Here is a 25,830-nt window from a genome sequence, read left to right on the forward strand (position 1 = left end):
ACGTGCCTCAACCGCGCCGGGCGCGTAGACGCGCCCAGGCGCAGAACTCGCGTGGCCTGCGGTCGGCGCCTAACGCGTCGCAGTCGCGTGAGAGCATCTCGAAAACCGTCGCCTCGTCGCCCTGAAAGTAGTACGGCAAGCGCTCCACCCACTGGCGTGCTTTCGCCTGATCGCCGGTCAACGCGAGCAACCAGGCGGTGCGCCCGATGAGGTTCGGCGTTGGCAGCAGATGCAATGCGGCCATGTGCGCCGGCAGCAGGCTGGCAGCATTGTCCGGCGTGATCCTGGCGTGCTCGACGCTGTCCGATGCCGCATGCTGGCGGAACCAGAGCTTGGGCATCGGCAGGCTATCCCGCTTCTCTTCATGCGCATACTCGCGTGCCTCGACACGCTTGTAGTCCTGCCAGAGCGTCACAAGCAGGAAGGCGGACACGACGATGAACATCACGCACGCCATCGCCGGAACGGCACGCGGCAAGCGCTTGCCAAAGCCGGACGGTTCCAGCCACGCCAGCAGGAAACAGAACGGCAGGAAGAAGTACAGGTAGTGCAGCGGATACTCGAGCATCGAGTGCGCCCCATACATCGCCAGCCAGAACAGCATCGGCACGGCCATGGCGCGCTCGCCCGACGACGCTGTCCAGATCCGATCGCGCACGACGCGCCAGAGCCACCCTACCAGTACCAGCGCCACGCCGACCGTGCCGACCAGACCTGTCTTTGCCAGCAGATCGAGTATTGCGTTATGCGCATGGAGCGACATTTCGGCCGTTTTGCCAACATCGGCCATCTGCTGGAACTGGGCCCAGCCGAACTCGCCATAGCCAACCCCGAGCAGTGGATGCGCGCGGAACATCGCCCAGGCATGTGCCCACAAGGCGCCGCGGCCGGAAACCTGATCGCCGGACTGGAGTTGCGCGACGGTGTCGAACAGCCGCCAGTCGAACAACTGACCAGCGTGCTTGATGGCTGGCTGGAGCACCACGATGCCGACGACCATGAGCACTGCCGCGACAATCAGACCCGGCGCGCGATGCATCGGATCCGTGCCGCGAGGCGTGCCCCGTGCCAGATGCGCGGCGATCAGCGCGTACAGCGCGGCCAATCCGATATGCAGCAGGCCCGTGCGCGATCCGCTCAACACGATGCCGCTTTCCAGCAGCAGCACCGCGACGAGCCAGCCCGGAAACCGCAGCCACCCACGCGTGGCGAGCCACACCGAAGCCACCAGCGCCAGGCCCTGAATCGTGGCCTGATGATTCGGCTGGTTCAGATTGCCCCAGAGGCGGCGGTTGTTATCGTAGAAGTATTCAGATACGAGATTGAACGCCTGGTCTTCCAGATGGAAGACCTGCACCCATTGCGCCAGCGTGCCGAGGAGCCCCGCAATCATGAAGGCGATCGCGAGCGAATCGACAATACTCGCGCGCTCGTCGGTCGACATCGACTGGCTGGCACGCCATGCGGCCAACATCAGCGCCGCGCCCAGCGCCAGCACGATTTGCGTGAGCTGACGGCTGCCGGTGACATCGACCATACCCATGACGGCTTGCGCGACGGTCGTGGCGATCAACCAGATCGGCAGCAGCACGATCCATGGGAACGCCCTGGATGCTCGCGAGCCCGAATGGTGGTTTGGCTTCAGCGCCAGGGCGATGACCAGGAATACGCCAAGCAAACCGGCCGTCCACTCGCCATAGAACGTGGCAAGCGGCAGCGTGTGCTTCGAAACCAGCAGGGGCAAGGTAAATGCGACGACGATCGCCGTCGCGGGAAGCGTGGCTCGAGGTGCCGGCATTCGCGCGCAATCAGGGGCAAAGGCGACATGATAGCGCGGCGCCGTGAGGGTGTTGATAGATCGGTGACGTAGATTGGCGATGACATGGAGGTGTGAGCTCCCGCCGAGCGGTGGGACCAGGCGCCTGCGCAGAGATGCTCTTCGGTCCAAAGGATGGGCCACGCGCTCGCGTAGTACGGGCCAACACTACGTTCGCCCCAGGCAGTCGCCCTAGACCGCCGCCGGACTATTAGTACAGGATCGAGGAATGTATCGAGCCTCGGCATCGGACGTACAGGTCCACGCGATGGAGCCGGTATTGGCGCCAAGCATCGTCAGTGTCAGCGTTTTTCCGTTGAGCCCCTGCGAGACGTCCTTAGTCCGGAAGGTTGCCGTAATCGTGCAACCACCTCCGCTCGCCGCAGATCCGCCTACAGTTACAGACTGAACATATGAACCGGATATGTTCCCAGACACGGGAATCCCGTCGTATTCCCCATAAGAATTGCTCGGGCAGGAACCGCGCTGCGAAAACGATTCGACGACCGCCGTCTTCTGCGCCGAAGCTAGCGTGAGGCCCTCGGCAAACTGCGCCCTGGCCACGTAGTCTTGATACTGCGGAACCGCGATCACCGCGAGAATGCCGACGATCGCGACGACGATCATCAGCTCGATCAGTGTGAAGCCTGCCTGGCGCCGTGAACGTGCTTGCGAACGTTGGCATGAGACCCGGTATTGCATATGACCCCCTAGGAAATTGTTGTTGGCATCTGGCCAGGACGGCTTGAGTGCCGCCCGGCCCGAGGCATCTTCCAAGGAGTCGGTCGCGTAGAAATTGACGTTGCACAAGTCGCGGAGGAACGTCGCAATCGCAGGCATGTGCGACGAAAATGCACAATTGCGCGATGCCCCGGCCGTTGCCGATACGCGGATCAGACGCCTCCGATCCGTGCCATCGGCGGCCCGGCGCGGGGCGCAATGCGAGCTAGCTCAGCCCGTCGTCGTGGTCGTCTTGCCCGACTCGCTCGCTTTCGCGCAGGCCTGCGGCACGTACCGCTTGTCCGCCGAAGATTCGCACTGCCAGGTCACCGACCCGCCGTCTGCATTACCCATGGTCAACGTCACCTGCTTGCCGAGCAGGCCCCTGGTAATACCTTCGTCCTTGAACTTGGCGATGATCGTGCAACCGCCAGCATCGGAGGCCGTGCCACCCGTGGTGACGCTCTGCACATAGCTCCCCTTGATCGCCGAGGCCACGGGCACGCCACCGACGGCCGCGCTCGCATTGTTTGGGCAGGTACCAGCCGCCGCGAACGAATCGATCACGCCGGCTTTCTGCCCGGAGGCCAGGCTCATGCCTTCGGCAAACTGGGACCGCGCGATGTAGTCCTGGTACTGCGGAATGGCGACGCCGGCAAGAATGCCGATGATCGCGACAACGATCATCAGCTCGATCAGCGTGAAGCCTCGACGATTCTTTCGCTCCAATGCGCGGCGTGGTTCGCGCAGGAAAACAACCTTGATTTGACGCGTCATGTTGACCCCTTTTCATTTGTGTTGTGCGATTGGAAAAGTGCGGGTGCGCCCGCAATCCGCGATGCGCACGGGGCCATGATCGCGAGCGAAATCGCAAGGTCCCAATGACCTCGGACAAATCTGACAGCGCTGTGGGAATTGTTTGGAAAACCACAGGAGTGCGTGGTGTGGATGCTGCAAGACGGGTGTTGCGTCGTAGCAACTGGGGACACTTGCGTCGCCCCTTGTCCAAACGCTTCAACCGGTCCAACCGCGCTTTCACTGGCGAAAGCGCGAGACAAGCCTGCTGGAGCCAGTTCGCTCCCTACAAAACAAAACGGGCGACCCCGTGAGGGTCGCCCGTTTCAGGCTCGCGATATGGCTTGCGATCAGGCCGTCTGTGCGGAACGGCGACGCAGCAGCTTGCCGAGCATGACCACCAGCACGGCGCCCACGACGCCGAACACCAGGTGCGCATGCGGCACGTGTACCTGGAACCACTCGGCATCTACCGGGTCGCTGACGAGCATTTCGCCAGCCAGATAGCCCAGCAGTGCAGCGCCCAACACGATGATGATCGGGAAGCGCTCCATCACCTTGAGCAGGATCGTGCTGCCGAAGACGATCAGCGGAATCGACAGGCCCAGACCCAGCACCAGCAGCATCAACTGGCTGCCTTCAGGACCCTTCTGCGCGGCTGCGGCCACGGCCACCACGTTGTCCAGCGACATCACCAGGTCGGCGATCAGGATGGTGCGGATGGCAGCCCAGATATTGTCTTTGGCGTCATGGCCATCTTCATCGTCGTCGCCGGTCAGCAGTTGCACGCCGATATAGACCAGCAGCAAGGCACCCACGATCTTCAGATACGGCAGGCTCAGCAGCTTGACTGCGGCCACGGTCAGAACCACCCGCATGATGATGGCGGCGGCACTACCCCAGAAAATGGCCTTCTTCTGCTGGGCAGGGGGCAGATTGCGGGATGCGAGCGCGATCACGACTGCGTTGTCGCCCGACAGGACGATGTTGGTCAGGATGATCGATCCCAGCGCAATCCAGAATGCGCTGCTGGACAACAATTCCACGGCAAGACTCCTTCCTCGATTTCTAAGTTATTCCAGGTCCGCAGGGGCTCCCACTGCGAACTTTTGGATGTCTGAGTTACCAGACATGGAGATTTATCGTACGAACCTTTCGATTCGGTTTCAATCCGCGCTGCAACAGCCTCGGGATATACCCTAGGATTTTGCGTCGCCAGAATGACATTGCCCCCGCTTCTGAGGCGGGGGCAACGAATGCGGCGATGCGCTCCGGCAGGAGCCGGCATGCGCCGCAGGTACGGCAATCGCGTTGCACGTGCCATTAAGCGCACACACAAGCGACATCGGTGGGAATGCCTTACAGCATTGCCTTCAGCAGGCGGCCCATTTCCGACGGGTTCTTGGTGACCTTGATACCGCAGGCTTCCATGATTTCCAGCTTGGCCTGGGCGGTGTCGGCACCGCCCGAGATCAGCGCGCCGGCGTGGCCCATGCGCTTGCCCGGAGGCGCGGTCACGCCAGCGATGAAGCCAACCACCGGCTTCTTCATGTTTTCCTTGATCCAGTAAGCCGCGTTGGCTTCGTCCGGACCACCGATCTCACCGATCATGACCACGGCGTCCGTTTCCGGATCGTCGTTGAACATCTTCATCACGTCGATGTGCTTCAGACCGTTGATCGGGTCGCCACCGATACCGACGGCCGACGACTGGCCCAGGCCCAGCGCGGTCAGCTGGCCCACGGCTTCATACGTCAGCGTGCCCGAGCGCGACACCACGCCGATGCGGCCCTTGCGGTGGATGTGACCCGGCATGATGCCGATCTTGATCTCGTCCGGCGTGATCAGGCCCGGGCAGTTCGGTCCGAGCAGCAGCGTCTTCTTGTTCTGGCGACGCATCTTGTCCTTGACTTCCATCATGTCGCGGACGGGGATGCCTTCGGTGATGCAGACCACCAGGTCCAGATCGGCGTCAACGGCTTCCCAGATGGCGGCAGCGGCGCCTGCGGGCGGCACGTAGATCACCGACACGGTCGCGCCGGTTTGTTCCTTGGCATCCTTGACGCTTGCGTAGATGGGAATGCCTTCGAAATCTTCACCGGCCTTCTTCGGGTTCACGCCTGCCACGAAGCAGTTCTTGCCATTGGCATAGTCACGGCAGCCGCGGGTGTGGAACTGGCCCGTCTTGCCGGTGATGCCCTGGGTGATGACCTTGGTGTCCTTGTTGATCAGAATGCTCATTTGCTAGTCCTTTTAGTCGCCCCGCCCGGCTGCGGCCAGGCGGCAACGAAAGTTGTCCTTACTTGCCAGCGACGGCGGCCACGACCTTCTGGGCGGCTTCTTCCATCGTGTCGGCCGAGATGATCGGCAGACCGGAATCAGCCAGCATCTTGCGGCCCAGCTCTTCGTTCGTGCCCTTCATGCGGACGACCAGCGGCACGCCAAGCTGCACGGCCTTCGAAGCGGTGATCACGCCTTCGGCGATCACGTCGCAACGCATGATGCCGCCGAAGATGTTGACCAGGATGGCCTGCACGTTCGGGTTCTTCAGCATCAGCTTGAAGGCTTCGGTCACCTTCTCGGTGGTGGCGCCGCCACCCACGTCGAGGAAGTTGGCCGGCTCGCCACCGAACAGCTTGATGGTGTCCATCGTGGCCATGGCCAGGCCAGCGCCGTTCACCAGGCAGCCGATGTTGCCGTCCAGCGAGATGTAGGCCAGATCGAACTTCGAGGCCTCGATTTCGTTGGCGTCTTCTTCGTCCAGGTCACGGTAAGCGACGATTTCCGGGTGACGGAACAGCGCGTTCGAGTCGAAGTTGAACTTGGCGTCCAGGGCAACGACCTTGCCGTCGCCGGTCAGGATCAGCGGGTTGATTTCGGCCAGCGAGGCGTCGGTGTCCCAGAATGCCTTGTACAGGCCTTGCAGGGCCTGGCGAGCCTGGGGAACGCTGGCGTCGGGCACGCCGATCTTGCGGGCGATGTCGTCAGCGTCCGAATCCTTCAGGCCTTCCGACGGTTCGATGATCAGCGTGTGGATCTTTTCCGGGGTGTGGGCAGCGACTTCCTCGATGTCCATGCCGCCTTCGCTCGAGGCCATCAGGGCCACCTTCTGCGACACGCGGTCCACCACCAGCGAAACGTACAGTTCCTTCTTGATGTCGGCGCCTTCTTCGATCAGCAGGCGATTGACCTTCTTGCCTTCCGGGCCGGTCTGGTGCGTCACCAGCGTCATGCCGAGGATGTTGGTGGCGTAGGTCTTCACCTCGTCGATGCTCTTGGCCACCTTCACGCCGCCGCCCTTGCCGCGGCCGCCTGCGTGGATCTGCGCCTTGACGACCCACACCGGGCCGCCGAGCTGTTCAGCCGCCTTCAGGGCTTCTTCAACCGAGAAAGCAGGGATGCCGCGCGGAACCGGCACATTGTATTTGCGCAGGATTTCCTTGCCTTGATACTCATGGATATTCATGCGTGTTTCCTTTCGGGTAGGCGTAAAGGGATGGGAAAAATGATAGGAGACGAAGGGCTCTCGCCTTTTCCTGGGGCCGACCGTGACAGTCAGCCTGACGTACCGTTGGGCCGGTGGGCCAGGGTGTCTTCGCCACCTGATGCGGGGGCATCGGCGCGTGACGCGGTCTGGGGGGACGACGCCGCAGCGCCGGCTTTCGGTTTCGGCTGGTGACCATACCAGCGCGGGTAAAACTGACGAACCACCTCGCCCTCGAAATGGAGCGCGTGGCATCCATGGAGCTGCATGGGGGGTTCGGGATCGATGTCTTGCGCGCCATCGCGGATATTGAACACATCGCCCGCGAAGGCTTGAATGGCCGCAGTCGGCAGCACGCCGGCCAGTTCGGTCAGATGGGTGCAACCGGCAACGCTGCCCAGGCGCTCACGAACTGCCTTGCGGAACCCCTTCGACAGGTTCAGACCGATCAGCTTGCGGTAGGCAGGGCCGATGAGGTCGCAATGCGTCGGATAAGGCACCCAATCAGAGCATGCCTCCGCATCGACGACGTTCATGCGCAGATCAATCGTGACGCGCAGCCACAGATCGTGCAGCGGCTGGCCTTCAGGGCGAATCCGGCCGCCCGCCAGTTCGATGTCGCGGGGCTTGGTGTCAGTCAGGCGCGCTTCGATGTCCCATAGGCCATCGTCCCGCAAATAGGCCTCGGCCGTGATGGCACGACGGTGACGCAGGACTCGATTGGCTGGCGGGGAAAGCGGCATGACACCAGGGGCTGACGCGGCAGGCTGAAAGTGGCGGATCGGGGGCAATTCATCACGGCAAATGGCTTGGTCCATGGGTAAGACCACCATGGACGGCCATTTGGGCCGCTGAACTCGTGGAGTTTAACATGCCGCGCTGGTTTGACCGGATACATCCTGCGCAACGAACTGTCCGCACGCAATTGTTGCAGCGACGATCCCGGCAAACCCAGCCTGCGCAACGGCTGGCCGGCGTCCACGTGACGCCTCGCTGCGATGCATCAGTGGTACGACGACTACGCCGACTTCACACGAATACCCCTCATGCGTACACAGGTATGCGGCTGCCCGCATAGCCCGTCATTTCCCCAAGTCGTCCAGGCCTTCGTCCTCGGCCCCGCGGATGATCTTGCCCACCACCGATCGGGAAAATCCGCGCGCCATCATGAACCGGACTTGCTTGGCGTGGGCCTCCGGCGAGTCCGGCGGAGCACCGAAACGCTTGCGCCAAACCTCGCGTGCGCGATCCAGCTCGGAATCGCGCAGGCGGTCCTGCAGATCTCGTAGCTGCTCATTGCCGAGTTGGTGCGTCTTGGCTTCCTGCAATACACGCGCCGCGCCGTAGCGACTGGCCCGGCGGTGAACGAGGCTATCGACGAACCGCTCATTGGACAGCCAGTTGTCGCGTTCGAGCACATCGAGCAGAGCCTCCACCTCCTCTGCCGATTCGGCATGAGGCGCCAGCTTGCGCGCGAGTTCGGCCCGGCTGTGCTCCCGACGGGAAAGGTAGCCGACGGCACGGGCTTTCAGGGAGAGGGGGGGACGGGGCATTCGGCTGATATTCGGCTGATAACGAGGAAGCCGGCAGTCGGCGCTGCGGGATACGGGAAAATCGGGGTGAAAACAAAAAAGCCGCCGCACAAGTATGCGACGGCTTTCGTCAGACAGCGACGTCAGGGTCAGCCTTCGACCTCTGCCGGCGCGCCCGCCACGGTATTCAGCGGCGCCACGCCCAGCGCCAGACGCACCTTGTTCTCGATCTCGTCGGCGATGTCCGGGTTCTCGCGCAGGTACTCGCGTGCGTTGTCCTTGCCCTGGCCGATCTTTTCGCCGTTGTAGCTGTACCAGGCACCGGCCTTCTCAACGATCTTGGCGTCCACGCCCAGGTCAATGATTTCACCCTGGCGCGAGATACCCTGGCCATAGAGGATGTCGAAGAACGCCTCGCGGAACGGAGGTGACACCTTGTTCTTGACCACCTTGACCTTGGTCTCGTTGCCGACGACTTCGTCGCCCTTCTTGATCGAGCCGATACGGCGGATGTCCAGGCGCACCGAGGCGTAGAACTTCAGCGCGTTACCGCCGGTGGTGGTTTCAGGCGAACCAAACATCACACCGATCTTCATGCGGATCTGGTTGATGAAGATCACCAGGCAATTCGTACGCTTGATCGTGCCGGTCAGCTTGCGCAGCGCCTGGCTCATCAGGCGGGCCTGCAGGCCGGGCAGCGAATCACCCATCTCGCCCTCGATTTCCGCCTTCGGCACCAGAGCGGCCACCGAGTCGATCACGATCAGGTCGATCGAACCCGAGCGCACCAGAGCGTCGGTGATTTCCAGGGCCTGCTCGCCGGTATCGGGCTGGGAGATCAGCAGATTGCCGACGTCCACGCCGAGCTTGCCGGCATATTGGACATCCAGGGCGTGCTCGGCGTCGATGAACGCGCAGGTGCCGCCCAGCTTCTGCATCTCGGCCACCACCTGCAGCGTCAGCGTGGTCTTGCCGGACGATTCCGGACCGTAGATCTCGACCACGCGGCCGCGCGGCAGGCCACCCACGCCCAGCGCGATGTCCAGCCCCAGCGAGCCGGTGGACACTACCTGGATGTCCTGTTCGATTTCGCCATCGCCCAGGCGCATGATCGAGCCCTTGCCAAACTGCTTCTCAATCTGGGAGAGCGCGGCGGCAAGCGCCTTCTGCTTCTCAGCGCTCACGCCGGCGCCGGCCTTCTTGTCGTCCATGGTCGTCCTTCAATCAATGGTGTATAAATAGGCCGCATACGGCGCGGCGCCCGGAACCCAAAGCCCTTTTCCGGGATGGATTTTCCAGGCCACGACGCCCAACCCGGCATGGTGCGATCACCTTTCATGGTAGCTCGCCCGGAATGTCGGGTACTGTATAAAAAAACAGTATGCTTGGCAAGCCCCACCGGCACCGCGGCCGGCGGCCGGCTGTGGCCGGCCACGAGGTGGAGACAATCATGCGGATTCTTATCGCCGAAGATGACGATGTGCTGGCAGACGGGCTGACGCGCTCGCTGCGCCAGTCCGGCTATGCCGTCGATCACGTTGCGAATGGCGTGGAAGCCGATTCGGCCCTTTCCACGCAGTCGTTCGACCTGCTGATCCTCGATCTCGGCCTGCCCCGCATGTCCGGGCTCGAGGTGCTCAAGCGGCTGCGCGCGCGCAGCGCCATGGTCCCCGTGCTGATTCTGACTGCGGCCGACAGCGTCGACGAACGCGTGAAGGGGCTGGACCTCGGCGCCGACGACTACATGGCCAAGCCGTTCGCGCTGTCCGAACTCGAGGCCCGGGTACGCGCGCTGGTGCGCCGTGGCGCGGGCGGTGGCGCCACGCTGATGCGCCACGGGCCGCTCGCGTTCGATCAGGTCGGCCGCATCGCCTATCTCAATGAACAGATGCTGGATCTCTCCGCGCGAGAGGTCGGTCTGCTCGAAATCCTGCTCACGCGCAGCGGGCGGCTCGTATCGAAGGAGCAGCTCGTCGATCACCTGTGCGAATGGGGCGAGGAAGTCAGCAATAACGCGATCGAGGTGTATGTGCACCGCCTGCGCAAGAAGATCGAGGTTGGCGGCATCCGCATCGCCACGGTGCGCGGGCTGGGCTACTGCCTCGAGAAATACCAGCCGGCCGTGGCCGCGCATGGCTGACACCACGGGGGCTGATCGCGCATGAGCCTGCTGCGACTGCCGTGGCGACGCCGTTCCGCCGCGGGCCCCGCACGCGCGACGGACCCCACCCGGCCCACGCTGGCCGATGCCGCGGCCGAAGACCAGGCGCTGGCCGACGCCCTGCCACACCTCGAGGAAACCTCGGCGCACCCTGCGCCCCGCTCGCTGTTTGGCGAGATTCTCGACTGGATGCTCGCGCCGCTTTTGCTGCTCTGGCCGATGAGCATCGCCGTCACATACCTCGTTGCCAAATCAATTGCCAACGGGCCGTTCGACCGCGCGCTCGAAGCAAGCGCCATCGTGCTGTCGCAGCAGGTGCGCGAGGTCAACGGCCGCGTCACGCTACAGCTTCCACTGTCCGCGCGGGAGATCCTGCGCGCCGACGAGACCGACAACATCTACTACCTGGTGGTAGGCAAGCACGGCGAATACGTGGCGGGTGATCACGACCTGCCGCTTCCGTCCGAGGACGAAGAGGGACATGCCGGGCTGGTATCGCTGCGCGACGATCGCGTGGCCGGCAACGATGTGCGCGTCGCCTATACCTACGTCGACCTGAAGAACGTCAACGGCGCCCAGCCCGTGCTGGTGCAGGTGGCCGAGACGCTGGACAAGCGCGCGCGGCTGGCCAATGAAATCATCAAGGGCGTCATCCTGCCGCAGTTCGTGATCCTGCCGCTCGCGGTGGTGCTGGTGTGGTTTGGCCTCACGCGCGGGCTGGCACCGCTGACCGCGATCCAGCAGCGCATCCGCGCGCGCAATCCCGGCGACACGAGCCCGATCGACGAGCGCGCGGCGCCGCAGGAGATCACGCCGCTGGTGGCATCTTTCAACGACTTGCTGTCGCAACTCGAGCAGTCGGTGCAGACACAGAAACGCTTCATTGCCGATGCCGCACACCAGATGAAGACACCGCTCGCGGGTCTGCGCATGCAGGCGGAACTGGCCCAGCGCGAGCAATCACCGGAGGAACTGCACCGGTCGCTGGCGCAGATCGCCGGCAGCTCCAAACGCACCGCGCATCTGGTCACCCAGTTGCTGTCGCTGGCACGCATGGAGAATCTGGCAGGGGTAGGCGGCATGACACCGGTGAACCTGACCGCGCTGGCGCGCGACGTGGTCAAGGACCTGCTGCCCCAGGCATGGGCGCGGCAGATCGACCTTGGCCTGGAAGGCGACGAGCATCCCGTGATGGTCACGGGCAATCGCGTGATGCTGACGGAGATGCTCAACAACCTCGTCGACAACGCCATTCGCTACACGCCGCCCGGCGGGCATGCCACGGTGCGCGTCATCGCCGATGCATTCGAACCGTTCGCGTATCTCGATGTGGAAGACACGGGGCCGGGCATCCCCCCGAGCGAGCGCGGACGCGTGATGGAGCGTTTCTATCGTGTGCTCGGCACCAACACCGAAGGCAGCGGACTGGGGCTGGCCATCGTGCGCGAGATCGTGCAGCAGCACGGCGGCGAAATATCCATCGACGACAACGTGTACCAGACCGAGCCTCGCCTGGCCGGCGCCCGGTTCCACGTGACGCTGCGCCGCGCGCCGCCGGAAGAGACCAACACATGAGGAAAGCCCCGCCCGACCGCATGACGCCGCGCGAGCGGCTTGCCTGGCGCCACAATTTGCGCTGGATCGCCGTGCTGCTGGTGATCTGGTTCGTTGTGACGTTCGTCGTCAGCTGGTTCGCACGCGAACTGCGTTTCGACTTCTTCGGCTGGCCCTTCTCGTTCTGGGCGGCCGCGCAGGGCGCGCTGATCGTATATGTAGCGATGGCCGCGCTCTACGCCTGGCACATGAATCGGGTGGATCGCGAAATCGACAGCGAGACATCAGACGCCGAAACCCATCCCGCACTACCCACCGATCCCGCCGGCCGATCCTGACGCAAACACGCGGCACCCCTCGTAAGGGGCAATTCGACGACTATGCCGCGTGACGTGCGCCAATGCTGCAAAGCAAGAATCCCGTACCCCCATAAGCCAGGCGGTTTGCAGGTTTCCGACCGACGCAACGCAGCAAGTACCCCGCTGAAAGCAGCCTCGAAACGTCTAGCGTATACCCCGACGAATCCGGCACGTTTTACGGGAACTCTGTCAGAACTCAGTAAGTTTCGCCTCCCACAATCCTTTGCAGCTTCGGTGCAGAGGCCGGCACGCGCGGATACCTCAAGCGCAAGACACGGCCAGACCGGGGACCCTTTCGACAGACGGAGGAGACAACAATGGCAAACGCGCAAAACGTGGCAATGCCTGGCGGCAAAGCCCACAATGCGCCGATGACGCGCGAGGAAAAGAAGGTCATTCTGGCCTCGTCGCTCGGCACGGTGTTCGAGTGGTACGACTTTTATCTGTACGGTTCGCTGGCGGCGGTGATCGCCAAGCAGTTCTTCGCGGGCCTCGACCCCACTTCCGCATTTATCTTCGCGCTGCTGGCGTTCGCGGCAGGCTTCATCGTGCGTCCGTTCGGCGCGCTGGTGTTCGGTCGTCTCGGCGACATGATCGGCCGCAAGTACACCTTCCTGGTGACAATCCTGATCATGGGCTTGTCGACATTCATCGTCGGCCTGTTGCCCGGCTACGCCACGATCGGCTGGGCAGCACCGATCATCCTGATTGCACTGCGTATGTTGCAGGGCCTGGCGCTCGGCGGCGAGTACGGCGGCGCGGCCACCTACGTGGCTGAACACGCTCCGCACGGCAAGCGCGGCGCCTACACCGCCTGGATCCAGACCACCGCCACACTGGGCCTGTTCCTGTCCCTGATCGTCATTCTGCTGTGCCGTGAACTCACGGGCCCGCAGTTCGACACGTGGGGCTGGCGCATCCCGTTCCTGGTCTCGATCCTGCTGCTGGCCATGTCCGTGTATATCCGCCTGTCGATGAGCGAGTCGCCGGCCTTCCAGAAGATGAAGGCCGAGGGCAAGACCTCGAAGGCACCGCTGACCGAGGCATTCGGTCAATGGCGCAACCTGAAGATCGTGATCCTGGCGCTGGTAGGCCTGACCGCCGGCCAGGCCGTGGTCTGGTACACCGGCCAGTTCTACTCGCTGTTCTTCCTGACGCAGGTGCTGAAGGTGGACGCCAAGACGGCCAACCTGCTGATCGCCGGCGCACTGGTGATTGGCACGCCGTTCTTCATCTTCTTCGGCTCGCTGTCGGACAAGATCGGCCGCAAATGGATCATCATGCTGGGCTGCGCGCTGGCCGTGCTGACCTACTTCCCGCTGTTCAAGGCGATGACCCACTACGCCAACCCTGCGCTGGAACGCGCGCAGCAGACCGCGCAGATCGTGGTCACGGCCGACCCGAAGACCTGCTCGTTCCAGGGCAGCCCGATCGCTCGCGAAATCGACTTCCGCAGCTCGTGCGATATCGTCAAGCGCACGCTGGCCCAGGCATCGGCCAGCTATGAAGTGGTGCAGGCCCCGGCCGGCACGATGGCTTCGGTGAAGATCGGCGAAAAGGAAATCAAGGCCTTCGACGCCACCGTGACCGGCGGCCACAGCTTCGACGACGCCAGCAAGAAGCAGATCGCGGCGTTCAAGAAGGAAGTGAGCGACTCCATGAGCGCGGCCGGCTATCCGACCAAGGCAGACCCGGCGCAGATGAATACGATCATGGTGCTGGTGGTCCTGGTGATCCTGGTGATCTACGTGACCATGGTCTATGGCCCGATCGCCGCGATGCTGGTGGAAATGTTCCCGACCCGCATCCGGTATTCGTCGATGTCCCTGCCGTACCACATCGGCAACGGCTGGTTCGGTGGCCTGCTGCCGACGATCTCCTTCGCCCTGGTGGCGCAGAACGGCAACATCTACTACGGCCTCTGGTACCCGATCATCATCGCGGCCATGACCTTCGTGCTGGGCGCGCTGTTCGTCCGCGAGACCAAGGACGTGGATATCTACGCGAACGACTGATCGTCAGTCGGCGAACCTTCGCTCAGGATGGCCAGCCGGCAGGCTGGTCTCCGCTTCCCAGGCAGGCCTTGCGCCTGCCGTTTTTTTTGGCAGCCACCGAGGCTTGCAGAAAGTTGTCACAAAGGTGTTGACAGCCTAAAAGGCACAGGTATAATTGCGGTCTTCGTTGGCGAATTAGCTCAGTTGGTTAGAGCGACGGAATCATAATCCGCAGGTCCGGGGTTCGAGTCCCTGATTCGCCACCATCTATTTGAGAAGCCGCAGTCCTTCACGGGATTGCGGCTTTTTGTTTTGGGTCGTTGGAACGCGCCGGCGGCCTCTGCTGCCACCAGCGCCCGAGAACCCACCCTCTCCTACATCCTCGCCCTACCCAGCCGCAACGCATTGGTTACTACCGACGCAGAACTGAGGCTCATCGCTGGCGCGGCGATCATCGGGAACGGCAGGCAGCAGTCCGGTCGATGCATACAGGACGCCCGCGGCCAAAGGAACGTCCAGGGCGTTTTGGACGAAGCCGAAGGCGGGGTTCCGCTTTATGCTCCAGATCGTGGCCAGCAAGGAGGCTATCCATCCGCCATAGACTGCGGCGGAGCCTCATTGGCCACCAACCACCGCCATTAGCCCAGGCAGCATCGGACTCTGCATCGCCAGCTCACGCTGCTCTTCCAGAAGGCCCTGCAGGATCTCGTGCGTCGTATCGGGATTCGCCAGCACCACACGGAACACCGCGATCGGACGCCCACCCCACTGGGACGACGTCAACTGCGTCCGCGACACGAACGAGCGGCCTGCGTCGCGCTGCATTTCCTGGATGTTGATGGTCAGCGCGTCGAGCGCATCGAGCAGTTGTTCGCGCTTTTCCGGCGAGGCCGAAAACAACGCCGCCCGCACCGGCGCCGGCACATAGCGGTAGGTGAGGATGCAAAGCTGCGGCCGGCTGTCCAGTTCGAAGTCGGGCTGCTGCTCGATCAGCGACGCGAAGTACTTCGCGTTGTCGATGCCCGTATCGATCAGCTTCGCCAGCCCCTTGCGGCCAAGCAGGTGCAGGTTCGCATAGAGCATGACGGCCGCCGAGCCGCGGGACCCTTCGAGCGTATGGCGCCCCAGGTCCACCGAGCCCTTCCGCACGATGTAGTTTGCGTGCTGGATGATGTCCTGCGTCCACGCCGGATCGCGGAACAGCACCATGCCTGCGCCCATCGGCACATAGAACTGCTTGTGCGCGTCGATGACGACCGAATCCGCGCGCTCGATCCCGGCAAAGCGCGCGCGCTCGCGCTCGGAGAGCAGCGTGGCCCCTCCCCACGCGGCGTCCACGTGAAAGTGGCAGCCGACCTCCTGCGCCACATCGGCAATGGCATCGAGCGGGTCCACCGCGCCGGTCTCAGTGGTGCCGGCGATACCGACAATCGCCACTGTCCGGATGTTGCGTTGTTGAAGATCGCGCAATGTCTCGCGCAACAGGTCGACGCGCATCCGCCCGTCTTCATCGACGCCTACCGGCACCAGATTCTCGCGGCCAATGCCGAGGATATCCGCCGCCTTGCGCAGCGAATAATGGCCGCGCTCCGACACGATGATCGCCAGCCCGGCGTAACCGTAGTGCCGCAGCGCCGCTACCAGCCCTGCCTGGTTGATGCCCGCGAAGCCGTCGCGCGCGCGCAGCGTGTTGTTGCGGCTGGCCCAGAGCGCGGTGAGATTGGCCGTGGTGCCGCCCGAGCAGAACGCTCCGAGAGAATGCTCGGCATTGTGCAGCCATTGCGCGTAGAACGCGTCGTCCCGCGCAAAGACCAGGTGATGCAGCATCCCGATCACCTGACGCTCCAGTCCCGTCAATGCACCCGACGTTTCAAGCTTGACCACGTTCTGGTTCAGCGCCGCCACGATCTTGGCCAGCGACGGCATGAACGATGGCAGCGACGACGTCATGTGACCGACGAACGTTGGCGACGCCACGGGCATCACATGCCGGAACACATCGTTGAGCAGATGATCCGCGTGTTGCTGCGGCGCGGTCGGATCTTCCGGTATCTGGACCGAGGCGAAGGACGCCTCGCGCGTCGCGCAGGCACCAACCGGATCGAAGTCCTGGCCGGCAAAGAAGTCCGCGGGGTGCTCGGCAACGCGCCGCTCCAGGTCGTCGAACGCGCCAAGGTCCGCATCGAACCAGTGCAGCGGACAGCCCTCACCCATTTCCGCGTCGTTGCCGGTTGCCTCGCGAGCGTTGTCTGACCTCCCCGCCTTGCGCGCCTTCATGTGCCTATTCCAGTCCCAGTCCAGTGTGGTGCCGCCGCTGCAGCGGCGGCGAATCGCTGGGATTATGCCGGATAAGCCGAGGCCGGCGCTGCTCGCCCGCCCGATCGCGCGACCGCCCAGGCGCCCGTCAGCAGGCCAGATGATGCCGCCGCGCAAACTCGGCCAGATCGATCAGGGAACGGAACCCCAGCTTGGTCATGATGCTGGCCTTGTGCGAGCTCACGGTCTTGTTGCTGATACCAAGCACCACGGAGATCGCCTTATTGGAATGCCCGGCCGCGAGGAAACGCATGACGGTCAGCTCGCGTCGGCTCAAGACATAGATCGGATCGACCGGCGCATTGGCCGCGCGGCGAATCGTCGTAAGCAGGGCCAGCGGAAATGCGGCATAGCCACTCATGACCGCGCGCACGGCATGCTCGATACCGCCGATGCCGTTGCCCTTGTCGACATACCCGTGCGCGCCGCTGAGCAACGCGCGTTCGGCAGCGCCGGATGCGGCTGACAGCACCAGCACGCGCGTTGACGGGTGATGGGACACCACCTCCTCCACCACGGCATCGCCCGGCAGATCGCCGAGATCCAGGTCCACCATTACCAGGTCGGGGCGCTGTCTTGTGCGCAGTTCCTCCAAGGCTTCAGTGGCAGTTGTGGCCAGGCGGACTTCCTCGAAGCCCATGCTTTCCATCAACGCGGCGGAGGCCGCCGCGCGTACACCAGGATGATTGTCGATTACGAGCGCATTGGACATACGATTTCTCCGATGAAACGAACGTGCGGAGAGCATAGGTCGTCCGGTCATGCGCCGGATGTGGAAGGCGCCAGCGATGCACTTCGAAATTTCCAGACCATCATGCGGACATTTCGGATGTTGCGGACTTGTTTCCGTCGGATTTCACCAATTCCGCGCGACACCAGACACCGGAGATCTGTGGCCGCAGAGGCTCCCAGTGCAGATGACAATCATGAAATCTTTAAAAAATTTAACGGGAATTGACCTAAGTTAGAGGTGTAGCATCAGGCACGTGCCATGATGGAAGCTAGCAGTTGCAGACCCCCTTCAAATCAGGAGATCCAAACATGCCCCAAATCGTACTTGCCACCGACGGTTCCGCTTTCAGCGACGCGGCAGCGCGCTTCCTTGCCGACGGCAAACTGCTGCAGACCGGCTTCACCGTCCACGTCATCCATATCACGCCCGACGTAACCGGGCAGGTACGCGCATTCGTCAGCAAGGAAACCATCGACGCCTGGCACCAGGAAGAAAGCGGCAAGGCGATGGCATCGGTCTGCGAAATCCTGTCAGCGGCCAAGGTACGGTTCGAGCAGCACGCGCTGCACGGATTCCCGCCGGAGAAGATCGTGGCCTACGCGAAGTCGGTCGACGCGGGCGCCATTGTCATGGGTACCCACGGACGTGGCTCGTTCCTTGATGCGGTGATTGGTTCGGTCGCGGGCCGCGTGCTGGCGCACGCCGGCTGCCCGGTAATCATGGTCAAGCCGGAAAAAAGCTGAAGGCCGGCCCGTTCGGGCCAAGCTGTTCCATGACGGCGCGACTTCGGGCTGATTTCAGGCCCAGAGCGGCGCCTCGTCCATGAGCGCGATCTGTTCGCGCAACTCCAGAATGCGATCCTGCCAGTAACGCGCCGTACCGAACCACGGAAACGCGGCCGGAAAGGCGGGATCGCGCCATCGGCTGGCCAGCCACGCGCTGTAGTGCAACAGGCGCAGCGTGCGAAGTGCCTCGACTAGCCAGAGCTCCCTCGCATCGAATTCCGCGAAGTCCTCGTAACCCGCCACGATGTCGGCCAACTGGTCCTGCATCGCCGCGCGGTCTCCCTCCAGCAGCATCCACAGATCCTGCACGGCCGGTCCCATGCGGCTGTCATCGAAATCAACGAAATGCGGCCCGGGTGTGCCCCGGCCGCGTGCATCCTCTTCGTCGATCCACAACACATTGCCCCGATGGCAATCCCCATGCAGACGCAACAGGCGAACCTCTCCGGCACGCTCGTAGCAGCGGCGCACACCGTCCAGCGCGAGGTCCGCCGCCGCACGCCAGGGCGCCAGCAGGTCGGCGGGAATGCAGTCGTGCGCGAGCAGATAGTCGCGCGATGCAATGCCGAAGGTGTCGATATCCAGCGCTGGCCGCGCCTGGTATGGCGCGGTGGCGCCGATGGCGTGAATACGGCCGATGAAGCGCCCGAGCCAGGTACGGGTTTCGGCCTTGTCGAGCGCGGGTTCGCGGCCCCCGCAGCGTGGAAACACTGCGAAGCGGAAGCCCTCGTGTGTGAACAGCGTGGTGCCGGACTGGTCGCCGCTGTTGGCTGTCAGGGCCGGCACAGCAGGCACTTCCGCACCGGCCAGCTGCTGCACGAATGCATGTTCCTCAAGGATCGCCGCATCGGTCCAGCGGCCCGGCCGATAAAACTTGGCGACGACCGGCGCGGCATCCTCGATGCCCACCTGCCAGACGCGGTTCTCGTAGCTGTTGAGCGCCAGCAGGCGCCCGTCCGGATAGAACCCCACCGCCTCGAGCGCATCGAGGATGCACTCGGGGGTCAGTCCCGCGTAGGGGACGTCATCGGTCGACGAGGGACGATCCGGCTCGCTCATGATGGATGCGATCAGTGGGCGGGCTTGCGGCCACCGCCGAGCAGGGCCGCCTGCGGGGCCGGCCGACGATTGCGAGCGGGCGACGCAGCAGTGTTGTCCTGAGCCGGACGCGCTTGCTGCGGACGCGGGTTCGCACCCCTGGCGTTCGCATTGCCCTGCGCATTGCCCTTGGCCGTGCCCTTGGCGGTGCTATTGGCGGTGCTATTGGCGTGGCCGTTGCCGCGCCCGCCTCCCTGCCCGGTACGCGGCGCATTACCACTGCCTCCGGCGTTGCCGTTACGGGCCTCGCCACGCGCCGGTTGTGCCGGACGCGGTTGGCGCGGCGCTTCCTGACGCTCACCTTGCGCGGCGCGCGGCTGGCGGCGCTCGCCACCGTTGCCGGCATTCCCCTGGCCGTTGCCGCGCGGCTGACCGCCACGCTGCTGCTGCTGCCGGCCCTTCTGGATCGGCTCGGCCTTGATGCTCGGATCGACTTCGAAACCGGGCAGCAGCACCTGCTCGATCTGGCGCTTGATCAGGCGCTCGATATCGCGCAGCAGGCCATGCTCGTCCACGCAGACCAGCGAGATCGCCTCGCCTTCGGCGCCGGCACGACCGGTACGGCCGATACGGTGCACGTAGTCCTCGGGCACGTTGGGCAGATCGAAGTTGACCACGTGCGGGAGCTGGTCGATGTCGATGCCACGTGCGGCGATGTCGGTGGCCACCAGCAGGCGCAGCGTGCCGGCCTTGAACTCGGTCAGCGCGCGCGTGCGGGCCGACTGGCTCTTGTTGCCGTGGATCGCCAGCGCGGAGAGGCCATCTTTGGCCAGTTGTTCAGCCAGCCGGTTGGCGCCATGCTTGGTACGCGTGAACACCAGCACCTGATGCCAGTCGTGCTGGCGCACCAGATGGGCCAGCAGTTCGCGCTTGCGTTCCCGGTCGACCGGGAACACGCGCTGCGCCACGGTTTCCGCCGTGGTATTGCGGCGTGCCACCTCGATCGACGCAGGGTTGTCCAGCAGGCGATCGGCCAGCGCGCGGATATCGTCCGAGAACGTGGCCGAGAACAGCAGGTTCTGGCGCTTGGGCGGCAGAACGTTCAGGACCTTGCGGATATCGTGGATGAAGCCCATGTCGAGCATGCGGTCGGCTTCATCGAGCACCAGCAGTTCGACGTGCGAGAGGTCGATCGTGCGCTGCGACACGTGGTCCAGCAGACGGCCAGGCGTGGCCACCACGATATCGACACCGCGCCTGAGCGCCTCGATCTGCGGATTGATGCCGACACCGCCGAACATCACCATCGAACGCAGCTTCAGATACTTGCCATAGTTGCGCACGCTCTCTTCGACCTGCGCGGCCAGTTCACGCGTGGGCGTCAGCACCAGCGCACGCACGTTCGGGCGCGCGCCGCGGGGCGCATTGCCGCCATTGGCGCGCGCGGCGGTTTCGGAGAGCAATTGCAGCATCGGCAGCGTGAAACCTGCCGTCTTGCCGGTGCCGGTTTGCGCACCGGCAAGAAGATCGCCACCTTTGAGAATTGCGGGAATGGCTTGCGCCTGAATCGGGGTCGGCGTGGTGTAGCCCTGTTCGGCCACGGCACGCACCAGCTTGTCGGACAAGCCGAGTTCGGAAAAAGACATGAAATGACGCTTCGGCCGCCCGTCGCGCAAGAAAGTGCGCCAATCGTGGGGCAGCTCGGGTAGAAAACCGTAACCTGAGGGTCAGGTTCGGTGGGACAGGTCGATTGCCCCCGTCTCCGATCAGGAAAGGGCCGTAGTGTACCAGTCTGGCGCGAGGCCCGGAGCGATACGATAACGAGGTGGCGCTGCGCTATCATTGCGGCCACCCGGCCCGGCGCCCCACGTCACCGCTCATCGCCATGCGGCTCCGTTTTCTCGAAGATCAAGAAGTCACGCTTTTCGCGGCCATCCCCGTGGGGATCCTGGCCGGCATCGTCACGACGCTGTTCAAGGCCGCGCTCGAATCGAGCGGGCTGGTCATGTTCGGCACCGAGGCGGACATCGTCATGGTGTTCGCCGGGCTCGCCGTCGCCTGGCGCGTGGTGATCCCCGCACTTGGCGGCGCGCTGGCCGGTGGGTTGCTCGTGCTGGCCAACCGCCTGGCTGCCGCCGAGCCCGGCCCGGCCGATTACATGGACGCGGTGTCTCGCGGCACGGGGCAGCTGCCGCTGAAGATTACGCTGCTGCGCTCGCTGTCGTCGTTCTGCTCGATCATCTCGGGCAGTTCGGTCGGCAAGGAGGGCGCAATGATCCAGCTTGCGGCGCTATGCGGCTCGCTGTTCCCGTCGGCGCGTGCCGACCACACCTCGGGCGACACCAATATGCGCCGGATGCTGACCGCCTGCGGCGCGGCAGCCGGCCTGGCTTCGGTCTATCACACGCCGCTTTCGGCCGCCGTCTTCGTCGCCGAAGTCGTGTTCGGCGCACTGGCCGTGCAGCGACTGATGCCGCTGTTCCTGGCCTCTGTGGCGGGCGCGATGGTCAGCCAGTGGCATGGCGGCCTGCAACCGCTCTATCCCGGCCTCCATATCGAACCCGACCTGCGCCCGCAGATGCTGATGGCAGCGGTCTTGCTCGGCGTGCTGGCCGGCGCGGCCGGTGCCCTGTTCATGCGCGCCACCACAATTGCGCGCAACGGCTTCCGTCACGTGCCCGGTGGCCCGGTCGCCCGTCTGGCGCTCGGCGGCGCACTGGTCGGGCTGCTGGCGATCGTGGTGCCGGAGGTGGTCGGCAACGGCTACTTCACGATCCAGACGATCCTCCAGGGCCATCCGCTGTCGGTGCCGGTCTGGGGTGTGCTGGTGGCGAAGCTCGTGGCCACCGTGGCCAGCATCGGTTCGGGCGCGGTGGGTGGCGTCTTCACGCCATCGCTGTTCGTCGGCGCGGCCCTTGGCCAGTTGCTGGCCATGCTCGTGCCCGGTGGCGGCATGGCCCCGGTGCTGCCGCTGGTCGGCATGACCGCGTTCCTGGCGGCTACCAGCCAGGCGCCGCTAATGTCGGTGCTGATGGTGTTCGAGATGACGCTGGCCCCGGCATTGCTGCTGCCGTCGATGATTGGCGCCGTGGCGGCCTACTACACCGCGTCGCGCTGCCAAACCCTGTCGCTCTACAGCGTGGTGGTGGAGCGCGAGCAGGCTTCCGCGGCCGCCGAGCGCGCCCGCAGGCTCCAGCTGGCGGGCCTGTGCGACCCGACCGACACCGTCATCGACCCCGGCGCCAGCGTGGCTCAGGCCGCCGACAAGTTTGCCGAGACCGGCACGCGCTACCTGTATCTGGTCAATGCCGACGGCGCGCTGATCGGGGCAATCTCGATCCATGCCGTCCAGCGCGCCCAACGCGATGCACCCTCGGCAAATCTGCTGGACCTCGGCGACCTCGGCTTTCCGTCGCTGACGCCGGATTCGCGCCTGCGTGACGCGCTGGAGATTTTCTCGGTCCATGGCATCAACCGGATTCCGTTGGTCCGCGACACCACCAGCCGCGAACTGATGGGCACTGTGTCCAAGCAACGGGTGCTGCAGGAAGCCTCCTCCTTGTTCTGAATACGCCACACCGGGCTGGGCCGCCGTCCCCGATCCGGGGACAAAAGGGTAGAATCGCGGCCTATCCTGCCAGCGCGATGCCGGCCGTTTTCGGGACCGCGGTGACCGCGTCCGGCGCCGGTGGCGTTGTAGTTCCACTCACTCGCCACTTTTGCCGGAGCCTTCATGCCCATGCTGTTTTCGCGTCTGTCGCTGGTCGCGTGCGCCGCGACGCTGCTGATGTCCGTGGCCCCCGCCATGGCGCAGGAAACCCAGCCGATTTCCGGCGCGCCGGTGCGCGTGATCCCTGCGGATGCCATGATGGCCCGCATGGAAATCGTGCGATCGACCGATACGGATCCGATGCGCGCCAAGCTCGACGGCAAGGCCTTTGGCATGGCGCCAGGCCTGCGCATCTTCAGCACGGAAACGCTGCTGATGAATCCGGTCACCGCGGCTGGCAAGAAATTCCCGGTGCGCTACAAGCTCGACCTGTACGGTCAGCTGCTGACCGCCTGGGTCATGACCGACGCCGAAGTGAAGGCCTGGAAAGCCGCGCACTGACGCATTTTCGATTCAACCTGTTGTGCCCTTGATGCCCCCAGGTAAACCACTGAGACCGGCACCATGAAGAAGGTATTTGTCAAAACGTACGGCTGCCAGATGAACGAGTACGACTCGGACAAGATGGTAGACGTGCTGAACGCCACGCAGGGCATGGAGCCCACGGACAACGTCGAAGACGCCGACGTGATCCTGTTCAACACCTGTTCGATCCGCGAAAAGGCCCAGGAGAAAGTCTTCTCCGAACTGGGTCGCATGAAGGCGCTGAAAGCCGCCAAACCCGATCTGGTGATCGGCGTGGGTGGCTGCGTGGCCAGCCAGGAAGGCGCCTCGATCGTGTCGCGCGCGCCGTATGTCGACGTCGTGTTCGGCCCGCAGACACTGCACCGCCTGCCCGACCTGATCAACCGCCGCCAGCAGACCGGCCTGTCGCAGGTCGACATCTCGTTCCCGGAGATCGAGAAGTTCGACCACCTGCCGCCGGCGCGTGTGGACGGCCCGAGCGCGTTCGTGTCGATCATGGAAGGCTGCTCGAAGTACTGCAGCTATTGCGTGGTGCCGTACACCCGCGGCGAGGAAGTGTCCCGCCCGTTCGAGGATGTGCTGGCCGAAGTGGCCGGGCTGGCCGAACAGGGCGTGCGCGAAGTGACGCTGCTGGGCCAGAACGTCAACGCCTATCGCGGCGCGATGGGCGGCACGAGCGAGATCGCCGACTTCGCGCTGCTGATCGAGTACGTGGCTGAAATCCCCGGCATCGAGCGCATCCGCTACACCACCAGCCACCCGAAGGAATTCACGTCGCGCCTGATCGAGCTCTACGGCCGTTGCGACAAGCTGGTGAACCATCTGCACCTGCCCGTGCAGCACGCGTCCGATCGCGTGCTGGCAGGCATGAAGCGCGGTTACAGCGTGCTGGAGTACAAGAGCATCATCCGCCGGCTGCGCGCGTTGCGTCCGGACATGTCGATGTCGTCGGACTTCATCGTCGGCTTCCCCGGCGAGACCGATGCCGACTTCGACAAGCTGATGGCCATGGTTCACGAGATCGGCTACGACACCTCGTTCTCGTTCATCTTCAGCCCACGCCCCGGCACGCCGGCGGCGAACCTGCACGATGACACGCCGCACGAGGTCAAGCTGCGACGCCTGCAACTGCTGCAGGCCACGATCGAGGAGAACGTGCAGCGCATCAGCCAGAGTATGGTCGGCACGGTTCAACGCATCCTGGTGGAAGGCCCGGCGCGCAAGGACCCGACCGAACTGCACGGCCGCACCGAAAACAACCGCGTGGTCAACTTCGCGCTGCCGGGCGTGCCGCAGGCCCAGCGCGACCGCATGATCGGCCAGATGGTCGACGTGAACGTCACGCAGGCATTCCCGCATTCGCTGCGCGGCGAGTTCGTCGTGCGCCAGTAAGCGCCGTTCAACAAGGCTCCATGAAGATTCCAACCGCCGAATTCGTCGCTCCCAGGGACGACAACACGCGCCTGCAGAACCTGTGCGGGCCGCTCGACGAGAACCTGCGCCAGATCGAGCAGGCGCTCGACGTGACGATCCAGCGCCGCGGCCACCGCATGACGGTGCGCGGCGAACGCGCCCAGGACGCGACGCTGGCGCTGGAGCGCTTCTACAACAATGCCCGCGTGGCGCTATCGATTGACGACGTGCAGCTTGGGCTCGTGGAATCGCGTCAGGTGGCCGCGCATGGCGCCTACCTGCCGAGCACGGAAGGCAACGACGGTTCCAGCATCGACGATGAATCGCCGGTGCTGCATACGCGCCGCACCGGGCTTCAGGGCCGTACGGCCATGCAGCGCGACTATCTGCGCAACATCCTGTCGCACGATCTGACGCTCGGCGTCGGCCCGGCGGGTACCGGCAAGACCTACCTCGCCGTGGCCTGCGCCGTCGACGCGCTCGAGCGCGACGTGGTCAAGCGCATCGTGCTGACGCGCCCGGCCGTGGAAGCAGGCGAACGGCTCGGTTTCCTGCCCGGTGACCTGGCGCAGAAGGTCGACCCGTACCTGCGCCCGCTCTACGACGCCCTCTACGACCTGCTCGGCTTTGACCGCACTCAGAAGATGTTCGAACGCCAGATGATCGAGATCGCGCCGCTCGCGTACATGCGCGGCCGCACGCTCAATCACGCGTTCATCATCCTGGACGAAGCACAGAACACCACGCCGGAACAGATGAAGATGTTCCTGACGCGGATCGGCTTCGGCTCCAAGGCCGTGATCACCGGCGACCCCACCCAGATCGACCTGCCGCGCGGCCAGAAGAGCGGCCTCGTGGAGGCGCAGCACGTGCTGCGCGACGTGCGCGGGGTGTCGCTCACGCGCTTTACCAGCGTCGACGTTGTTCGCCACCCGCTCGTGGCGCGCATCGTCGAGGCTTATGACGAATATCACGCCCAGCACAAGGACGCCTGA

At 64.2% G+C, this 25,830-nt stretch carries 22 protein-coding genes, 1 tRNA gene and 1 pseudogene; 10 read left to right on the top strand and 14 right to left on the bottom strand.

Going from position 1 to position 25,830, the window contains the following annotated elements; genetic code table 11:
* Positions 1–7: 7 nt before the first annotated feature.
* From RN01_RS09245 to recA, 9 genes are all read right to left on the bottom strand, one after another.
* Positions 8–1,798, bottom strand: coding sequence for a PglL family O-oligosaccharyltransferase (locus RN01_RS09245; protein WP_017513505.1), 1,791 nt, complete (start codon positions 1,796–1,798; stop codon positions 8–10).
* Between the two features lie 210 nt (positions 1,799–2,008).
* The gene (locus tag RN01_RS35010; RefSeq protein ID WP_017513504.1) at positions 2,009–2,656 is read right to left on the bottom strand and encodes a pilin; all 648 of its coding nucleotides are present in this window, start codon (positions 2,654–2,656) and stop codon (positions 2,009–2,011) included.
* A gap of 111 nt (positions 2,657–2,767) precedes the next feature.
* A complete protein-coding gene (locus RN01_RS09255) occupies positions 2,768–3,313 on the bottom strand; it encodes a pilin (RefSeq protein ID WP_024569468.1) in 546 nt (181 codons plus the stop codon).
* Positions 3,314–3,681: 368 nt separating this feature from the next.
* Positions 3,682–4,377, bottom strand: coding sequence for a TerC family protein (locus RN01_RS09260; RefSeq protein WP_008646504.1), 696 nt, complete (start codon positions 4,375–4,377; stop codon positions 3,682–3,684).
* 313 nt (positions 4,378–4,690) lie between these two features.
* The gene (sucD, locus tag RN01_RS09265) at positions 4,691–5,572 is read right to left on the bottom strand and encodes a succinate--CoA ligase subunit alpha (protein WP_008646503.1); all 882 of its coding nucleotides are present in this window, start codon (positions 5,570–5,572) and stop codon (positions 4,691–4,693) included.
* A gap of 58 nt (positions 5,573–5,630) precedes the next feature.
* Positions 5,631–6,797, bottom strand: coding sequence for an ADP-forming succinate--CoA ligase subunit beta (gene sucC / locus RN01_RS09270; RefSeq protein WP_008646502.1), 1,167 nt, complete (start codon positions 6,795–6,797; stop codon positions 5,631–5,633).
* A gap of 89 nt (positions 6,798–6,886) precedes the next feature.
* On the bottom strand, positions 6,887–7,558 hold the full coding sequence (locus tag RN01_RS09275) for a DUF2889 domain-containing protein (protein ID WP_008646501.1): 672 nt from the start codon (positions 7,556–7,558) through the stop codon (positions 6,887–6,889).
* 339 nt (positions 7,559–7,897) lie between these two features.
* Positions 7,898–8,368, bottom strand: a complete 471-nt coding sequence (gene recX / locus RN01_RS09280; protein WP_008646500.1) for a recombination regulator RecX — start codon at positions 8,366–8,368, stop codon at positions 7,898–7,900.
* Positions 8,369–8,496: 128 nt separating this feature from the next.
* Positions 8,497–9,558, bottom strand: a complete 1,062-nt coding sequence (gene recA / locus RN01_RS09285) for a recombinase RecA (RefSeq protein WP_008646499.1) — start codon at positions 9,556–9,558, stop codon at positions 8,497–8,499.
* A gap of 239 nt (positions 9,559–9,797) precedes the next feature.
* Here recA and RN01_RS09290 point away from each other — a divergent pair, with 239 nt between their 5' ends.
* The 5 genes from RN01_RS09290 (at position 9,798) to RN01_RS09310 (ending at position 14,681) form a co-directional block, all read left to right on the top strand.
* On the top strand, positions 9,798–10,487 hold the full coding sequence (locus tag RN01_RS09290) for a response regulator transcription factor (RefSeq protein ID WP_011515340.1): 690 nt from the start codon (positions 9,798–9,800) through the stop codon (positions 10,485–10,487).
* Positions 10,488–10,508: 21 nt separating this feature from the next.
* Complete coding sequence (locus tag RN01_RS09295; RefSeq protein ID WP_017514348.1) at positions 10,509–12,083, top strand: sensor histidine kinase; 1,575 nt, start codon at positions 10,509–10,511, stop codon at positions 12,081–12,083.
* Entirely contained in the window at positions 12,080–12,400 is a 321-nt protein-coding gene (locus RN01_RS09300) for a DUF4212 domain-containing protein (RefSeq protein WP_024569470.1), read from the top strand. Before RN01_RS09295 ends, RN01_RS09300 begins: the two co-directional genes overlap by 4 nt.
* Positions 12,401–12,738: 338 nt before the next feature.
* Positions 12,739–14,436, top strand: a complete 1,698-nt coding sequence (locus RN01_RS09305) for an MFS transporter (protein ID WP_017514350.1) — start codon at positions 12,739–12,741, stop codon at positions 14,434–14,436.
* A 168-nt stretch (positions 14,437–14,604) separates the two neighbouring features.
* Positions 14,605–14,681 (top strand) — tRNA-Met (locus RN01_RS09310).
* Between the two features lie 108 nt (positions 14,682–14,789).
* Here RN01_RS09310 and RN01_RS34585 read toward each other — a convergent pair.
* From RN01_RS34585 to RN01_RS09320, 3 genes and pseudogenes are all read right to left on the bottom strand, one after another.
* Positions 14,790–14,988, bottom strand: a pseudogene (locus RN01_RS34585) (hypothetical protein); the annotation flags it as partial.
* A gap of 42 nt (positions 14,989–15,030) precedes the next feature.
* A complete protein-coding gene (gene panP / locus RN01_RS09315; RefSeq protein ID WP_017514922.1) occupies positions 15,031–16,692 on the bottom strand; it encodes a pyridoxal-dependent aspartate 1-decarboxylase PanP in 1,662 nt (553 codons plus the stop codon).
* 127 nt (positions 16,693–16,819) lie between these two features.
* Entirely contained in the window at positions 16,820–17,443 is a 624-nt protein-coding gene (locus tag RN01_RS09320) for a response regulator transcription factor (protein WP_017514921.1), read from the bottom strand.
* A gap of 329 nt (positions 17,444–17,772) precedes the next feature.
* Between RN01_RS09320 and RN01_RS09325 the strand changes: the two genes are divergently transcribed.
* Positions 17,773–18,207 (top strand): universal stress protein, encoded by a 435-nt coding sequence (locus tag RN01_RS09325; RefSeq protein ID WP_017514920.1) that lies wholly within the window; start codon positions 17,773–17,775, stop codon positions 18,205–18,207.
* A gap of 54 nt (positions 18,208–18,261) precedes the next feature.
* Here RN01_RS09325 and RN01_RS09330 read toward each other — a convergent pair whose 3' ends face one another.
* Complete coding sequence (locus RN01_RS09330) at positions 18,262–19,308, bottom strand: serine/threonine protein kinase (RefSeq protein ID WP_024569471.1); 1,047 nt, start codon at positions 19,306–19,308, stop codon at positions 18,262–18,264.
* 11 nt (positions 19,309–19,319) lie between these two features.
* Positions 19,320–20,933, bottom strand: coding sequence for a DEAD/DEAH box helicase (locus tag RN01_RS09335; protein ID WP_024569472.1), 1,614 nt, complete (start codon positions 20,931–20,933; stop codon positions 19,320–19,322).
* Positions 20,934–21,172: 239 nt separating this feature from the next.
* Between RN01_RS09335 and RN01_RS09340 the strand changes: the two genes are divergently transcribed.
* The 4 genes from RN01_RS09340 (at position 21,173) to RN01_RS09355 (ending at position 25,830) form a co-directional block, all read left to right on the top strand.
* Positions 21,173–22,855 carry a ClcB-like voltage-gated chloride channel protein gene (locus RN01_RS09340; RefSeq protein WP_011515329.1) on the top strand — a complete coding sequence of 561 codons (1,683 nt, stop codon included), beginning with the start codon at positions 21,173–21,175 and terminating at the stop codon, positions 22,853–22,855.
* Positions 22,856–23,020: 165 nt separating this feature from the next.
* Positions 23,021–23,398, top strand: a complete 378-nt coding sequence (locus RN01_RS09345; protein WP_017511096.1) for a hypothetical protein — start codon at positions 23,021–23,023, stop codon at positions 23,396–23,398.
* A gap of 63 nt (positions 23,399–23,461) precedes the next feature.
* A complete protein-coding gene (miaB, locus tag RN01_RS09350) occupies positions 23,462–24,814 on the top strand; it encodes a tRNA (N6-isopentenyl adenosine(37)-C2)-methylthiotransferase MiaB (RefSeq protein ID WP_017511095.1) in 1,353 nt (450 codons plus the stop codon).
* A gap of 20 nt (positions 24,815–24,834) precedes the next feature.
* Positions 24,835–25,830 carry a PhoH family protein gene (locus RN01_RS09355; RefSeq protein ID WP_017511094.1) on the top strand — a complete coding sequence of 332 codons (996 nt, stop codon included), beginning with the start codon at positions 24,835–24,837 and terminating at the stop codon, positions 25,828–25,830.

Source organism: Cupriavidus sp. SHE (genome assembly GCF_000812445.1).
Lineage (GTDB): Bacteria > Pseudomonadota > Gammaproteobacteria > Burkholderiales > Burkholderiaceae > Cupriavidus > Cupriavidus metallidurans.

Excerpts from the sequence above, each read along its gene's own strand:
- RN01_RS09245 (WP_017513505.1), bottom strand. The coding sequence starts at position 1,798 with ATGCCGGCACCTCGAGCCACGCTTCCCGCGACGGCGATCGTCGTCGCA.
- RN01_RS35010 (WP_017513504.1), bottom strand. The coding sequence starts at position 2,656 with ATGCCTGCGATTGCGACGTTCCTCCGCGACTTGTGCAACGTCAATTTC.
- RN01_RS09255 (WP_024569468.1), bottom strand. The coding sequence starts at position 3,313 with ATGACGCGTCAAATCAAGGTTGTTTTCCTGCGCGAACCACGCCGCGCA.
- sucD (WP_008646503.1), bottom strand. The coding sequence starts at position 5,572 with ATGAGCATTCTGATCAACAAGGACACCAAGGTCATCACCCAGGGCATC.
- sucC (WP_008646502.1), bottom strand. The coding sequence starts at position 6,797 with ATGAATATCCATGAGTATCAAGGCAAGGAAATCCTGCGCAAATACAAT.
- RN01_RS09275 (WP_008646501.1), bottom strand. The coding sequence starts at position 7,558 with ATGCCGCTTTCCCCGCCAGCCAATCGAGTCCTGCGTCACCGTCGTGCC.
- recX (WP_008646500.1), bottom strand. The coding sequence starts at position 8,368 with ATGCCCCGTCCCCCCCTCTCCCTGAAAGCCCGTGCCGTCGGCTACCTT.
- recA (WP_008646499.1), bottom strand. The coding sequence starts at position 9,558 with ATGGACGACAAGAAGGCCGGCGCCGGCGTGAGCGCTGAGAAGCAGAAG.
- RN01_RS09290 (WP_011515340.1), top strand. The coding sequence starts at position 9,798 with ATGCGGATTCTTATCGCCGAAGATGACGATGTGCTGGCAGACGGGCTG.
- RN01_RS09295 (WP_017514348.1), top strand. The coding sequence starts at position 10,509 with ATGAGCCTGCTGCGACTGCCGTGGCGACGCCGTTCCGCCGCGGGCCCC.
- RN01_RS09300 (WP_024569470.1), top strand. The coding sequence starts at position 12,080 with ATGAGGAAAGCCCCGCCCGACCGCATGACGCCGCGCGAGCGGCTTGCC.
- RN01_RS09305 (WP_017514350.1), top strand. The coding sequence starts at position 12,739 with ATGGCAAACGCGCAAAACGTGGCAATGCCTGGCGGCAAAGCCCACAAT.
- panP (WP_017514922.1), bottom strand. The coding sequence starts at position 16,692 with ATGAAGGCGCGCAAGGCGGGGAGGTCAGACAACGCTCGCGAGGCAACC.
- RN01_RS09320 (WP_017514921.1), bottom strand. The coding sequence starts at position 17,443 with ATGTCCAATGCGCTCGTAATCGACAATCATCCTGGTGTACGCGCGGCG.
- RN01_RS09325 (WP_017514920.1), top strand. The coding sequence starts at position 17,773 with ATGCCCCAAATCGTACTTGCCACCGACGGTTCCGCTTTCAGCGACGCG.
- RN01_RS09330 (WP_024569471.1), bottom strand. The coding sequence starts at position 19,308 with ATGAGCGAGCCGGATCGTCCCTCGTCGACCGATGACGTCCCCTACGCG.
- RN01_RS09335 (WP_024569472.1), bottom strand. The coding sequence starts at position 20,933 with ATGTCTTTTTCCGAACTCGGCTTGTCCGACAAGCTGGTGCGTGCCGTG.
- RN01_RS09340 (WP_011515329.1), top strand. The coding sequence starts at position 21,173 with ATGCGGCTCCGTTTTCTCGAAGATCAAGAAGTCACGCTTTTCGCGGCC.
- RN01_RS09345 (WP_017511096.1), top strand. The coding sequence starts at position 23,021 with ATGCCCATGCTGTTTTCGCGTCTGTCGCTGGTCGCGTGCGCCGCGACG.
- miaB (WP_017511095.1), top strand. The coding sequence starts at position 23,462 with ATGAAGAAGGTATTTGTCAAAACGTACGGCTGCCAGATGAACGAGTAC.
- RN01_RS09355 (WP_017511094.1), top strand. The coding sequence starts at position 24,835 with ATGAAGATTCCAACCGCCGAATTCGTCGCTCCCAGGGACGACAACACG.